This window comes from Mesorhizobium sp. M0106 (genome assembly GCF_040322715.1).
Taxonomy (GTDB): Bacteria; Pseudomonadota; Alphaproteobacteria; order Rhizobiales; family Rhizobiaceae; genus Mesorhizobium.
Genome location: NZ_JAMYUA010000043.1, coordinates 13915 through 27817, shown reverse-complemented (window position 1 = coordinate 27817; position 13903 = coordinate 13915). Strand labels below are relative to the sequence as shown.

Annotated in this window: 10 protein-coding genes and 1 pseudogene; 8 read left to right on the top strand and 3 right to left on the bottom strand. The window is 61.2% G+C overall.

What is annotated here, in order from left to right; genetic code table 11:
- Positions 1 to 2: 2 nt before the first annotated feature.
- The 7 genes from icmH to NKJ55_RS28665 are packed head-to-tail and all read left to right on the top strand — an operon-like array spanning position 3 to position 9406.
- Complete coding sequence (icmH, locus tag NKJ55_RS28695) at positions 3 to 1325, top strand: type IVB secretion system protein IcmH/DotU (RefSeq protein WP_352452811.1); 1323 nt, start codon at positions 3 to 5, stop codon at positions 1323 to 1325.
- Position 1326: 1 nt separating this feature from the next.
- Positions 1327 to 4860 (top strand): type VI secretion system membrane subunit TssM, encoded by a 3534-nt coding sequence (gene tssM, locus NKJ55_RS28690; RefSeq protein WP_352452810.1) that lies wholly within the window; start codon positions 1327 to 1329, stop codon positions 4858 to 4860.
- Positions 4842 to 5384: a type VI secretion system-associated protein TagF gene (tagF, locus tag NKJ55_RS28685; RefSeq protein ID WP_352452809.1), complete on the top strand. Its 543-nt coding sequence runs from the start codon at positions 4842 to 4844 to the stop codon at positions 5382 to 5384. The genes tssM and tagF overlap by 19 nt, the downstream gene beginning before the upstream one ends.
- Positions 5384 to 6466: a DUF2169 family type VI secretion system accessory protein gene (locus NKJ55_RS28680; protein WP_352452808.1), complete on the top strand. Its 1083-nt coding sequence runs from the start codon at positions 5384 to 5386 to the stop codon at positions 6464 to 6466. Before tagF ends, NKJ55_RS28680 begins: the two co-directional genes overlap by 1 nt.
- Positions 6463 to 7473, top strand: coding sequence for a hypothetical protein (locus tag NKJ55_RS28675; RefSeq protein ID WP_352452807.1), 1011 nt, complete (start codon positions 6463 to 6465; stop codon positions 7471 to 7473). The genes NKJ55_RS28680 and NKJ55_RS28675 overlap by 4 nt, the downstream gene beginning before the upstream one ends.
- A gap of 11 nt (positions 7474 to 7484) precedes the next feature.
- Positions 7485 to 8477: a PAAR-like domain-containing protein gene (locus tag NKJ55_RS28670; protein WP_352452806.1), complete on the top strand. Its 993-nt coding sequence runs from the start codon at positions 7485 to 7487 to the stop codon at positions 8475 to 8477.
- Positions 8478 to 8491: 14 nt separating this feature from the next.
- Positions 8492 to 9406, top strand: coding sequence for a hypothetical protein (locus NKJ55_RS28665; protein WP_352452805.1), 915 nt, complete (start codon positions 8492 to 8494; stop codon positions 9404 to 9406).
- Between the two features lie 38 nt (positions 9407 to 9444).
- On the opposite strand, the gene NKJ55_RS28660 is transcribed toward NKJ55_RS28665, so the two are convergent.
- From NKJ55_RS28660 to NKJ55_RS28650, 3 genes are read right to left on the bottom strand one after another with little or no spacing between them, the layout of a single operon-like run.
- The gene (locus tag NKJ55_RS28660; protein WP_352452804.1) at positions 9445 to 10521 is read right to left on the bottom strand and encodes a HEAT repeat domain-containing protein; all 1077 of its coding nucleotides are present in this window, start codon (positions 10519 to 10521) and stop codon (positions 9445 to 9447) included.
- Positions 10522 to 10534: 13 nt separating this feature from the next.
- Positions 10535 to 10960 carry a DUF6484 domain-containing protein gene (locus NKJ55_RS28655; protein WP_352452803.1) on the bottom strand — a complete coding sequence of 142 codons (426 nt, stop codon included), beginning with the start codon at positions 10958 to 10960 and terminating at the stop codon, positions 10535 to 10537.
- A 26-nt stretch (positions 10961 to 10986) separates the two neighbouring features.
- A complete protein-coding gene (locus NKJ55_RS28650; RefSeq protein WP_352452802.1) occupies positions 10987 to 13317 on the bottom strand; it encodes a type VI secretion system Vgr family protein in 2331 nt (776 codons plus the stop codon).
- Positions 13318 to 13559: 242 nt separating this feature from the next.
- Here NKJ55_RS28650 and NKJ55_RS28645 point away from each other — a divergent pair.
- Positions 13560 to 13781: pseudogene (locus NKJ55_RS28645) on the top strand (FHA domain-containing protein); the annotation flags it as partial.
- Between the last annotated feature and the right edge of the window lie 122 nt (positions 13782 to 13903).

Below are 13903 nucleotides of genomic sequence, written 5' to 3'. Positions count from 1 at the left end.
CCATGAGCCGGGATGATCCTTTCGGACTGTCGGAGGATCGCGAACGCACTCGCATCAGGCTGACCGGTACGCCGATGCCGCGACCGATGGCGGCATCCTTGCCGGGCGGGCCGGTAAAACGCTCGCGCACCCACCCGAACGGCCTTGTCAACGCCTTCGCGCCCCTGCTCGAGTTTGCGCCGGAGCTTGAGAGCGCGCTGCCACCGGAGAATCCGGAAGTGTTACGCACTCGGCTGCTCGAAGAACTGGTTCGGGCACGCGACACGGCAATGGCGGCGGGGTCGTCGATGGAACGGGCCGATCAGGCAGCATGGGTGGTGGCGGCCTTGCTCGACGATCTCGCCCTGAACACGCCCTGGGGCGGGGCCAGCGCATGGCCGCGTCAGCCGCTTGTGGTCATGTTGCGCGGCGACGTCGACGCCGGCACGCAGTTCTTCACACGGCTTGATGAACTGGAACGCCATCCGAACCGCGATCGCGAATTGCTGGAACTCCAGTATGACTGCCTGGCACTCGGTTTTCGCGGCAAGTATCGCGTGCCCGGCCGGTCGGGCGATCGCTCGCTCAATGCCGTTCGTGTGGCCGCGGCACGTTTCCTGCGCGATGCCGACGCCGAGAATGCACCGCTGTCGCCGAACTGGAAAGGCGTCATCGCATCCGACGAGCCGCAGCGCTTCATCGTTCCGATCTGGGTGATGGCCCTGGCCGCGGCGGTCATCGCCACCGCGACCTATGTCGGGCTCTCGATGGGACTAAGCAGCCAGGCGGTTGAGCTTTCAGCGCTGGTCCGCGCCTTGCCGCCGCCGACCCGTGGCGACATCAGCCGCGTGTCGCCGACGGTCGATGTCCCGCCGCCGGAGACTGTGGATTTTGCACTACTGCCCGAATTTGAGGCCGGGGCGCCGGGCAATCTCAGATCGGCTCTGAGCGGCACGGAGAGCGTTTCGCTGGCCAAGCTGGTCATCCAGGCCTCCAACCCCGAACTGTTCCAGTCGTCGCGGCCAACACTGACGGAAGGATTCGAGCCGCTGATCGGCTCGATCGCCAAGGTGATCCTCGCCAATCGTGACCTGATCGGCAACATCACTGTGGTCGGACATACGGACGGCGTCCCTCTGCAAAGAACCAATCCGCTGTCGACCAACCAGCGACTGTCAGAGGCTCGCGCCCAGACCATTGCCGACATGCTCGTACAAAACGGAGTGCCGCAGGAACGCGTCCATTCCGAGGGCCGGGCAGCCACGGATCCAGTGGCCGACGACGGCACGCGCGAGGGCCGGGCCCTGAACCGGCGCGTTGAGGTGCTGGTGGAAAAGAGGCTGTGAGATGTTCATCCTGCGCTTCCTCTGGGCGGTCCTGACATCGCGCTGGCTGTGGACACTGATTGGCATCACACTGCTTTCCTTTGTGATCTGGGTATTCGGGCCGATCGTCAGGGTCGGACCCTACGACCCTTTCGCCTCCGACAATGTGCGCATCGTCATCATCGCGCTGCTGGTCATCTTCTGGCTGATCTGGCTGATCGCCGCCCAGCGTCGGGCGATCCGTGCCAACCGTATGTTCGTCGCCGAAATCGCCGCGCCGGCGGTAGACAAGCCACTCAGCCCCTCCGAAGAGAATGTCGCTGCCGTCGGAGCCAAGTTCGGCGAGGTCATGGCCGAGTTGAAGCGCCGCAAACTGGGTGGTCGCAAGTTCCTGCGCGAGATGCCCTGGTACGTGATCGTCGGACCGCCGGCCACCGGCAAGACCACGGCCTTGCGCCAGTCGGGGTTGAATTTTCCGATCGACCTGACCGACGACCTGCAAGGGGTCGGCGGCACGCGCAATTGCGACTGGTTCTTTTCGGAGAGTGCGGTTCTGATCGACACTGCAGGCCGCTATGTCCAACAGGAGAGCCAACCCGACGTCGACGCAGTGGAGTGGCTGGGCTTCCTCGACCTTTTGAAGAAGCACCGGGGCCGTCGGGCGCTCAACGGGGTGATCGTCGCGCTTTCGATCGATGTGCTTTCGGAGGGCGACGACGCCATCAAGGCGCATGGCCGCAAGATCCGCCGTCGGCTGGCCGAGCTCAACGACCGCCTCGAAATCCGCCTTCCGGTCTATCTGATGCTGACAAAAGCCGACCTGATCAAGGGGTTCGAGCCTTTCTTCGGCGGTTTGTCGACGGCTGCGCGCGAGCAGGTCTGGGGGACTACGTTCGCACTCGACGCGCATGTCGATGCAAAGACCATCGAGCGGGAAATCGCGACGTTAGCAACCGAGCTCGAGCGGCGGCTGGTGCCCCGGCTGGAGGACGAAGACAAGCTTGCTGCCCGCGCCGAAATCTTCAGGTTTCCCGCCCAACTCGCCAGCCTGTCCGAGCCGATCCAGGTACTGATCGAGGCGATGTTCGGCGAAAGCCGGTATGAGGAGGCCGCCTGGCTGCGTGGCCTTTATCTGACGTCGGCGACCCAGGAAGGGGCGCCGATCGATCGGCTGACCGCAGCGCTGTCTGCCTCCTTCGGCCTTCCGCCGCGCCGGGCGTTGGCCGCGCCGCGTGTCGAAAAACGCAGCTTCTTCCTAAAGAACCTGCTCACAGAAGTCATCTTCAAGGAAGCCGGCCTAGGCACCTTGGATCCGCTGGCGCAACGCCGCCGCGCCTGGATCTGGCGTGGCGCGGCCGCCGCATGTGCCGCAGCCGCCCTGCTGGTCAGCGGCCTATTTACCTGGTCCTACTACGACAACCGCAACGCGATCACGGCCCAGGCAAGCCAGTTCGAGGCGCTGCAAACGCCACTGACCTCGGCCGCGGCAAACCCGGCATCCGTAGAACAGCCTGCCATCGATCTCGCCCTCGGTGCGATGGATGAGGTCGCAAATGCCCGCACCCCGCCTCCTGGCGCAGCACAGGATTTGCTGGGGCCATCAGCCTCGGCGGAACTGGTGCGGGCACAGACCGACACTTACGACCATGCTTTGCGTAACGTTCTCGAGCCGCACATGGTGGCGCTGCTCGAAGCGACGATGTGGCGGCAGATCCGCGATCCGGAGTTCATGCTTGGCGCGCTGAAGACCTATCGCATGATGACCGGCCTTTCTCAGATGGATCCAGACTTCGCCCAGAGCTGGTGGGTCAACAGTCTGCCTGAATTCGCCGCGGCTGCCCCCTTTCCGACAGCTGACGCCGAAGAGCACCAGCTTGCCGCGATCCGTCGCATGGCGGTTGACGCCAGTTATATCGCCCCGGACCAGGCACTGGTTGCAGAGGCACTGAAAACCGTCTGCACGATTTCCTTGCCGGCGCGTGCCTACAAGCAGCTGCTGGCCGACCCGGCGGTGGCTGCGCTCAAGGAATGGATTCCTGCCAACTTCGCCGGCCCCAACGGCGCCAAGGTCTTTGCGCGGCGTTCCGACAAGACGCTTCGGGTCGGCATTTCGGGAGCGTTCACCTATGCCGGCTTCCATGAGGCCATTCTCGACCGGGTCGAGGATGTCGCCGCCCAGGCAGCACTCGACCGGGCGGTGTTCGCCGGCGGTTGCTCGGAAAATTCCGAAACCTCGGTGTCGGCGCTGTCAGAGGATATTCTGAAACTTTATTATGACGACTATATTGCGCAGTGGGACAGCTTCCTGCGCGACATGAGGCTGGCGCCATTGACCGACCTAAACGTCGCCAGTGAAAACCTCAAGGATCTTTCAAGCGCCGACTCCGCGCTGAAGCGCCTGGTCACCGCGGTGGTTCAGGAGACCGAGCTTACGCGATCCGATGAAGCGCCGGCAAACGACAAGGCGGCGGCAGGTGGCTCGAAACTGCTGGGCAAGCTGGGCAAGCTTGGCAAGATCGTAAAAACCGGAGCAAAGCTTTTGCCGCGTGCGGGCTCCGCCGACGAAGTGGATCTTACCGGCAGTCTGGTGGCCGAGCATTTCAAGCCGCTCAAGGGTGCCATCGCCGAGGTCGACGGCCAGCCGCCGGCGCTCGACGCCGCCATTGTCGCGCTCACCGCACTGTCCAACGTGCTGCAGACGGTGACGGCCAATCCCGATCCCCAGGACGCCATCAAGAAACAGGGCGGCCTCGCCGAACTGACTGGAGCGGTTGCCAGGCAGGCGCAGATCCTGCCCGACCCGGTCGACGACTGGTTGGGCGGGATTGCCGGCGATACCAGCGGGCTGACGCAGAAGGCGGTCACCTCGGAGCTCAACGCCATCTGGCGAGCCGACATCCTGCCGTTCTGCCAGGCGGCACTCAACAACCGATATCCTTTCAGCCCTGACAGCGCCGTCGACGTCAATGTCCGCGACTTCGCCCGCCTGTTCGGACCGGCAGGACTGATCGACACCTTCATAAACGACCACCTGATCAGCTATGTCGACACGTCGGCGCAGCCGTGGAAATGGCGCGCCGATTTCGGCCTCGATCCTTCGGCACTGGCCGCGTTCGAACAGGCAAGGCGGATCCGCGATGATCTCTTTCCCGGCGGTACTGGCCCCCTGATGAGCTTCACGCTCGAACCCAAGGATCTGTCGCCCAATGTGGCGCGCGTGACACTCAACCTCGATGGCCAGAACCTCGTCTATTATAACAACGCAACGAGGCCGCAGCCGATGACGTGGCCCGGCAAGGACGGCACGGGCGTCATCTCGCTTGCCTTCCAGCCGATCGATGGCTCGCCCGAAATCTTGCTCAACGAGACCGGCAGCTGGGCGTGGCTGAGAATGTTGCGCAGCGGTCGCTTCACAGGCACCTCGCTGTCGGACGTCTACAGCCTGCGCCTTGGCACCCAAGGCATGTACGCCGATTTCCAGCTCAAGGCCGCCAGCGTCGAAAACCCGTACAACCTGCAAATGTTCAAGAAATTTTCATGTCCGCCGCAGATATGATCCTGCCCGGCTTTTACGGCAAGATGCCTGCCACCGGCGATTTCGTCACGCGGCGGCTGCCCGGGGATTTTGTGCGCGTCTGGGACCGCTGGCTGGCGCAGCACATCGTGCCGCTGATGGGCTCGGAAACCTGGCCGCGCGGCACGGCGCTACGGTTCCTAACGGGTCCGGGCTTTGTCGGCGCGTCGGCGGGCATTATCTTGCAGAGCGTCGATAGGGTTGGCAGGCGGTTTCCGTTGAGCGTCGTCGCGCAGCTTTCGGAGGCTCCCGTTCAGCTTGCCTATGCCGACGCATGGTTTGCCGAGATCGAAAAGGTCGCCATCGCCGCCCAAAGCGGCGAGCTGACGCCGGAGGAACTGGATACAGCGCTGGGCGCCCTGCCCGTGCCTACCGTCGAACCGGGTGAAGAGGTGATCGGCGATATGGTCATGTGGACTTCGCATTCGGACATTTTCGACATTGATCCAAGGTCACCGCAAGCGACGCTGGAGCAGATCTTTGCGGCAAGCTGGGAGACCAGCTGATGTTCGTCAGCCAGAACACCACGCCGTTTCTCGCCGAGACCTTTCCCTACCAGGACAAGCATTGCGTGAAACATTGTGTGGCTGTCATTCGTGCCACATTCGATGTCGATCCCGACGGAAACTGCACGCCCAGCAAGGAGCAGTCGCCCTTCGTCTATGCCGATACCCATTATGGCGATCCGGAGATCACCTCCATTCGCGTCGAGACGGACTTTGCTCCCGTCAAGCCGAAATGCGAGGTTCTGCTCGATGCGATGGCCGTCGCCCCGCAAGGGCGGCAGGCGGAAGCGATCGAAGTGCGATTGGTTGGGCCGGGACTGGACAAGCGCGCGGTGGTCAGCGGACAAAGACGCTGGTTTCGAGGCGGGCTCGGCATTCAGGCTTCACGGCCGACGCCGTTCATTTCAATTCCGCTGGCGTGGCATCTCGCATTTGGAGGTACCGACCGAACCGATCCCGATCCGACCAAGCATCGCGGTGATGCCGTCAACCCGATCGGCAGCGGCTACCTTGTCGGCCAGGGCAACATTGACGGCACACCGCTGCCCTGTGTCGAGCATCCCCAATCGCGGATGCGCATCTGGAACGACCGGCCGCGCCCCATCGGCTTCGGGCCGGTGCCGCGCTTTGCGAAGGAACGCGCGCGCTATGCCGGTACCTATGACAAGCACTGGATGGAGAACGTCCTGCCATTCCTGCCGCAGGATTTCGACGACCGCTACTTTCAGGCGGCGCCCCAGGACCAATGGCTGGACAAGCTCGGCGAAGGCATGGTCTTCGGCTGCTTGGGCATGAACGAGGGCGGCACGTTCAAGGTGAAGCTGCCGGCGATGTCGGTACCGGTACGGTTCATGTTCGACGACAGGACCGAGCACAAGGTGGCGGCGCCGGACACGCTCAACATAATGCCGCATGAGGGGAGGATCGTTCTGGTCGGACGGGTGGGCGTAAAGCTGCCGCGAAAATTCGTGAAACTGCAGCAGGTTCAGGTGGGCAGAGAGCCGAAGCCGATTAATGCCAAGCCGCATTACGCCGGTTTGAAGGAAGCTGTGGCGGCGCTGGCCGCGCGCAAGAAAAGATGACCGCTATCTCCTGCATCAGTCTCGTCTGCCCGGTCGGCTATACGCCGGCAAGTGCCATTGCCGCGATGCGGGCGAGGATCTCCGTATTCGAGGAGTTGCCGTACCGGGACAACGGCGGTCAGCCAATTCGCGGCGCTGTGGTCGACGCAATTCTGCCTGAGACGCGCGGCCGCAGCCGTCTTCAGGCACTGGCCCGGTTCGCTGTCGAGCATATCGACGAAAAGATCGCAGCCCTGCTCCCTTGGGGCGAGATGCCGTTCCTCCTGTGTACGCGCGACTCCGGCATGCCCGGCGCCCGCATCAATGGAATTCTGTCGGGGCTTGCGGTGCCGGGCGGGAGGCCATTGGTGGGCTCGCGCACGTTCCAGATCGCCTATGGCCAAATCTCGGCTTTTGTTGCGATAGAACAGGCGCGCAAGCTGCTGAATGAGCGTAACGTGGAAGCCTGCCTCATCATGGCGATCGACAGCCTGATCGACGCGCGCTCGCTCAGCTGGCTCGACAGCCGGATGCGATTGAAAACGAGCGAAGTGACGGATGGCCTCATCCCCGGCGAGGCGGCCTGCATTCTGGTCGTCAGCAAACGGCCGATCGTTGACGGGTCTCTGCGGCTGCAAGGGCTGGGCCTCGCCGTCGAAACGGCAACCGCCAGCAATGAGGAACCGTTCCGGGCGGATGGCCTTAGCGCGGCACTGAAAGCCGCACTTGGCGAGGCAGGCGTCCAGATGCACGAGGTTGCGTTCCGACTGAGCGATGTTGGGGGCGAATCCTATGCATTCGAGGAGCTTGTGCTGGCACAGATGCGCAACATGCGTAAGACGCGCCCGGAACAGCCCGTATGGCACGCGGCGGACTGTATGGGCGATTGTGGATCGGCGGCTGGACTGATCCAGTTTGCCTGGGCGGAGGAAGCATTCAAGCGCGGTTATGCGCCCGGCGACCTCGCGGCTCTGCATGGTAGTTCGATGGCATTCGGCGGCCGAGCTGCCGCCGTGGTTTCGGCCTAACGGGAGCGAAGATGACAAAGAACGTCTTTGCCGGGATGTGGGAAATTGCCGCCGAGAACGGCATGAACAAGTCGATCGCGCGCTTCCCTGACGTGTGCATGTCGCCGCCATCGCCGCCGGCCGGGCCGATCCCGATCCCCTATCCGGACACCTCATTTTCCAACAATCTCAAGTCTGCTTCATCCACGGTGAAAATCGGCGGCAAAGGCGCCGCGCTCGCGCAGAAGTCGTACTACAAGGAATCGGTGTTGGGCGATGAAGCAGCGACCCGCACATTCGGCGCAAACGTCGTGACACACCAGATCACGGGCAAGACCTATTTCCAAGCATGGTGCATGGATGTGAAGTTTGAGGGCAAGAACGTTTGCCGGCATTTGGATATCACAACAAGCAACCACGCTTCCGAGGCGACGACGACGGCTCCACTTGTCACGGCGGAGACTCAGAGCACAGGCGACGGAGGGGCAAAGGGTGAGCAACGGTCGATGATCTGCGAATGCTGCGGCAACCTCGCTCATTCAGCGGCCCAACTGAGAGGTGAATCAATTACCGAAGAAGAGTTCTACAACCCCAGCGAAACCGGTTTGCGTAGCGTTACGGGGAAAGGAGGCAAGCAGAGTTTACAGAATCTGAAGTTGACACCAAAACAGCGGGCGCAGGGTGAGAAAGGACTAAATGATGCTCAAGGTGTGCGAGAACTTTGTCCCGAACAAATGCCCCCGAAGGATGGCCCTTGCTCCAAGTATTATCGGATCACACCCTTGGAAAAGGAAGGGATTGATACACACTATGAGAACTTTGCTCGAAATGACAATCCATTCAGGCCACCCTCTTGGAAGGGCGCCAAAATGATCGCGCACCGGGTGCCGCGATCGGCTGGAGGTTGCCCGACCGGCCCAAACACCTCCCCTGTATTTGACGATGCATGCAAGGAGTTGGATGGGACGATCTTAGCTGATGCTCAGCAATTTGGATATGAGACTGCGTTGAACCACACACTTTGACGGTACAAGCTAAAATGAACAATATTCCGACGCCTCAATTCTTACTCGGTACAATGTCATGGATAGCATACGGCTACTTTTACGGCGCTCAAATTCCAGAAGGATTTGGATCTAACTCTTCGTCGAGCGACCCTTGGCAACTATTCGTCAACACGCTAGAAAGCTGCAAGTCCGGTCACTATAAATCACTTAACAAACTTACTCAATTTTTATTGCCTCCTGTGGATGAAAATCTTTCCGAAGCATGTTTTGCGCTGATGGCTGATGCTGGTTCGGTCAACGAACGTGAGTTCATCGCACGCGCACTACAAGAAGGGCCTTTGGACGTGCTCCCCATTGCTGCGGATGCCGCTGGCGCCTCCGGCAACTTGGCCCTAGTTCCTTTAATGCGAGACGCATGGCGGCGAGTCGCCGACCGACGGCAACACCTTCGAATCGGATTGGCGATCGCTCGTTTGATGGAGCCCCCAGGCGGAGCTATCGCGGCGCTGGCCGAGAAATTTACGCCGGACCCAGCCGAACGTGAGCGTTTGATCAAGCGCGGCGGTCGCTATGCAGAATTGGCGCAACAACACGGCGAACAGACCAACGATTTCGAGCAAGCGGTCAATGATCGATACAATGAGCTATCTGGACGATTCGCGCGGGATATCTATCTTTGGCGAGGCCAACCATTCAATCTTCGTGAGATGATTGAAGAAATGTATCAGCATGTCACAGGACCTCAGGCAGGAATGCTTGGAGGGCTTTTCATTCCGATGAGACGCAAGGTCGAAGCCACCACAGGCTGGAACATGTCACCTTGCTTCAACCAAGGCATATTCAATCCACTTGGCGCAGCAGCCGTTCTTGATGACATCGTCGAGAATGTAAGCATTGATCACTTCGAAATCGGTAGGAAGTATTTTTTTGGACGACGGATTGAATAGACGTTTATATTACTAGCACACCTTACACATGAACTAAACTATGCTTGCATCAAATTCTGGTCACGCCACCATATCTCAACCTTTTCAGCAATCGCCAAGGTGACCAAATCATCGCCGAAATGTTCGACGAATGCGGTACCGGCGTCAGCGGGATCGCTGCTAAAGAGCTTGGTCTCCCCTCGAGCCTCCGGAAAGAGCTCCAAAAACGCCGCCACGGCTGCGATAGCAAGGGTAGGCTGAGACATTTGCTGAACCAGCCACCCCAGCACGGACCGGTCGCCCAGCATGCCAATGCCGCGCACCGCGAGCGGCGCGGTGGCCTGCGATTTCATCAGTCCGCCCAGCCAGACGCGCACCTCCTTTTCCGGTCCCGCCTTGACAGCGGCGCGCAAAGCGGCCAGCGCGCCGGGAGTGCCGGCGGTTGCCGCCTTGCGCAACGCGGCGCGCGCGAGATCGCCAGAGCCGAGTTCCGTCAACGCCCACCCCGCCCAAAGCCGCACGGCATCGTCTTCCGCCTGCATCGCAGCCTCCATCTCCTGCGCAAGATCCGTGCGTTTCAGCTTTCCAGCCAGTCGCAGGCTGAGTGCACGTGTGTCCGAATCCGGGTCGCGGACGAGACGCTCAAGCAACCGCTTCGGATCGACACCATGTGCGACGCAGGCGGCAACGCCGAGGTAGCGCAGAAGCGCATCATGCGCACCCAGCCAGTCCCGCACGAGTTTCCCGATCTTCTGTGGCTTGTGCCAGGAAAATGCACCGACCAGACCTCGGCGTTCCCCAGCTTGCCGCGCCGCCTCGATCGTGCTGTCGACCCGCTTTGCGTCCTCCTGCTCAATCGCCATCCAGCCGGCGACGAAGAACTCGCCCTTGTCCGGGAAGTCCGCAAGCTGGCGATCCACGAACGGCCATGCCGCGCTACCGGCGATACGAAGGCCGTCGAGGTTGATCTCGAGGCGCTGCCCAATCTCGGCAATCACGGCCTCGTCGGGCGGATCCTCCAGGGACCAGGTGTCGCGCTGCGCCCACAGAAACGCCGCCTGCTCCACATGCTGGCGCACCACCTCGACCGCTATGCGTTGCGGCGACGCGATAAGCTGAGCGCTCCCCGACGCCATCAGGAGACGGCCATCAATTCAGGTTGATCGAGCCACCGCGAATGCGCTGCGCGCCGCTGGCGTGGCTGATGATATGACCGCCGCGGATTGTGATGCGGCCATCGCTCTCCATGATGATTGTCGCCTTGCCGCAACGCAGCTCGAGTCTGTCGTTGGCGGTGATCCGCACATGATCCCCGTCGCGCACAACGTGCGCGGGAGGCGCGGAGCGTATCGGCTCAACGATACGGCCGACGATCAACGGCCTGCGCGGATCGCCTTGTTGAAAAAGCAGTGCCACCTCGGAGCCGATCATGTCGGAGGACAAATCGCACAGACTGCGTGCCGGCAAGGCGGCTTCCTCCGGATTACCAGCAAACACCACCAAAGGCGCGTCCTCGCCGAAGCCAAGGAAGATACCGATGACGACACCCTCGATGCGCTCATTGACCTCAACCATCGTCCTGACCTCAACCATCGTCGCCCTCAATTCTCATGGATCTTCGAGCCCTTCATGGTGATGTCGCTCGATGCCTTGATGTTGATCTTGCCGGAAGCCTTGACGGAAATATCCTTGCCCTCAATCGCGATCGTGCCGTCCTTTTTCATCATGATCTTCGCCGATCCGGTCTGGATCAAAATCTCGTCACCTGCGTCAATCACCAGTTTCTTGCCGACCTTGATGGTACTGTCCTCGCCGATGCTGATCCCGCTACCCTTTGCGATACCCAGCGTATGGGCGCCCCCGACGCTTGTGGAGTCGTCCGCGGCAATGCTCGCGCTGCGTGCCGCACCGATGCTGAAAGTCTGGGCGCTGCCAACCGTGACGCTCTGATCGGCACCGACATTGACGGTCTGCCCGGCCGCGATGTTCCAGCTATCGGAAGCCCCGATGTCGTGGCTTTGCGCCGAACCTACGGTCACCGACCGTGTCGCCCCGATCGTATTCGTCTGGACCGCCCCGACGCTGCGCGTCTCCGAGGCACCCACTGTATCGACACGCGCCGCGCCAACGGTGATCGTCTGGACGATCGCGACCGTCTGGGTGTGATTTGCGCCGATCGTCTCGGTCGAATTGGACCCAATACCGATGGTCTCGTTCGAACCAACTGTCAGCGAGCGGTTGATACCAACGGTCTCGGTATCGTTCGAGCCGATATCCGTCGTCTGGTCGACGCCGACCTTGACCGTCTTGTTGTTGCCGACGTCCTCGTCGAGGTTGTGGCCGACGGAGTGCTTGGCGTCGTGGTCGATGCGGTCGGACTGGTCGTGCTGCACCAGCTTGGTGCGGTCGTTCTTGATCAGAAGGTTGTGGTCCTTCTGCGCCTGGAAATTGACCAGTTCGGAGCCGGCCTTGTCCTCGAACATCAGCTCGTTGTAGCCGCCGCCGCCTTTCGACGAGTCGGATTTCCAGCCGGATTGCGTGGCGCTGCCCGGCAGTCCGTAGGGCGGCATCTGCGAGGCGTTGTAGACCCGGCCGGTGATGATCGGCAGATCCGGGTCGCCTTCGATGAAGTCGACGATCACCTCCTGGCCGATGCGCGGGATCTGGATGAAACCCCAGCCGCTGCCGGCCCAGGTCTGCGAAACCCGCACGAAGCAGGAGCTGTTCTGGTCCTTCTTGCCGAGACGGTCCCAGTGGAACTGCACCTTCACCCGTGCATATTTGTCGGTGAATATTTCCTCGCCGGACGGGCCGACCACCGTCGCCGTCTGCGGGCCGCGCATGATCGGCCGTGTCGTGACCCGCGGCGGGCGATAGGCCAAGGCGGTCGGGGCCACGCCGAGGATCACCTTGAAGTTTTCGCTTTCGACATCGGCAAGGGCTCTGTAGCCCGGATCGAACAGCCTGTATTCGGCGCTGACCACCAGATATTCCTGGTTCTGGTCTTCGCGCGGAAAACCGTCCAGCTTGAACGTGCAGCCTGAATACAGGCCGCGCACGGTTCCAACCGCGGCGATGCGCTGGTGCACCGCCTGGATTTCCTCGCGCCGGATTGCCGCCAGGCTGTCGCCGCGGCCGACTTCGAGATGCGCGCCGGGCTGACGGTAATTTTCACCCGTAGCCAGCTTGTGACTGAACGGCTGGGCCGATTTGGCCATCAGGTCGGCGCCCGGCTTTTTGAAGTCATAGTCGGTATGGACATAGGCGCCCGGCCGCACGGAGCTGCCCGGAATCCATTCGGTGATGTATTCGACATCGCGCCGGGAGCCCTGCCCTTCAAAGTGATAGGGCACCTTCTCGTAGCCCGTCGCCGGCTTGAGCTTGTTCATGGCATCGGCGAGCACAAGCGTGTGCTTGCCCTCGCCATGCTCGAAGAAATACAGGATGCCCTCATGCTCGAGCAGCCGCTGCACGAAGTCCAGATCGGTCTCATCATATTGCACGCAATATTCGCGCGGCGGATATGAACCTTGCAGGCGTTTCTCGAATTTTGCCGTGCTGTATTTCGAGAAAACCTCTTCGACGATTTCGATGACGCTCATGTTCTGGAAAATACGGCAGTCGGTAGTATTGCCGAGAAACCAGAGCCATGGCCTGACGACTGCTTCGTAATAGGCCAGTCGATCCTCGATCCGGGTGAGGCGAAACTCCGACACGATGCCGCTGAACCAGCGCTGGGGGTCGGCTTCACCTTCGATCGAGACGGGGCCACCCAGCATCTCCAGCGGATCGATATCGTGGCTGGGGCTCACGAACCCGACCGTATAGGCCAGACAACGACTGATCTCATCGCGCCCGACGAGATGTGTAAAGGTCAACAGTTCAGCGCCAACTGGCGTTTGCACAACCGTGGCACGTTGTTCACTTGGCATGGGTCGTGCCCCTCCTCGGCCTGGCGGCCAGCCCAGTGGATTTGAAGATCCTAATCAGGAACTCGAAATCACATCAAACCCTGATGGTTGCCAGTCCATTTCGAGCGTACCACATGTTTGTTGTGCAGGCCAAAGCTGACCACGAATAGGACCGACTCGGATGCGAATATTGGGATTAGCCACGCTAAAAACATGGAGTATCCTGTCGGCAAGGCCGCCAGCGATCACACAGGCGATTTCGCATGTTAATCAGTCTGCAGATCAGCAACGTTGATGCCCTGCCCGCTGGCGTGTCGCCCGGCTACAGATCGCGTAATCGCAGCTTCAAAATCGGGCGCGAACATTGCGACTGGATCTTGCCCGACCCTGACAAGTTCATCTCCGGCCGGCATTGCCAGATCCGATACGAGGCAGGCGCGTTTTGGCTGCACGACATTTCGCGCAATGGCACTTTCATCAATGGATCGAGCCAACGCATCACCGGTCCGCGCCGGCTAGACCACGGCGACAGGCTCCTGGTCGGCCGCTATGTCATCCTTGTATCGATTGACAACGAGCACGCAACGCCAGGTCATCCGGAGGCTGA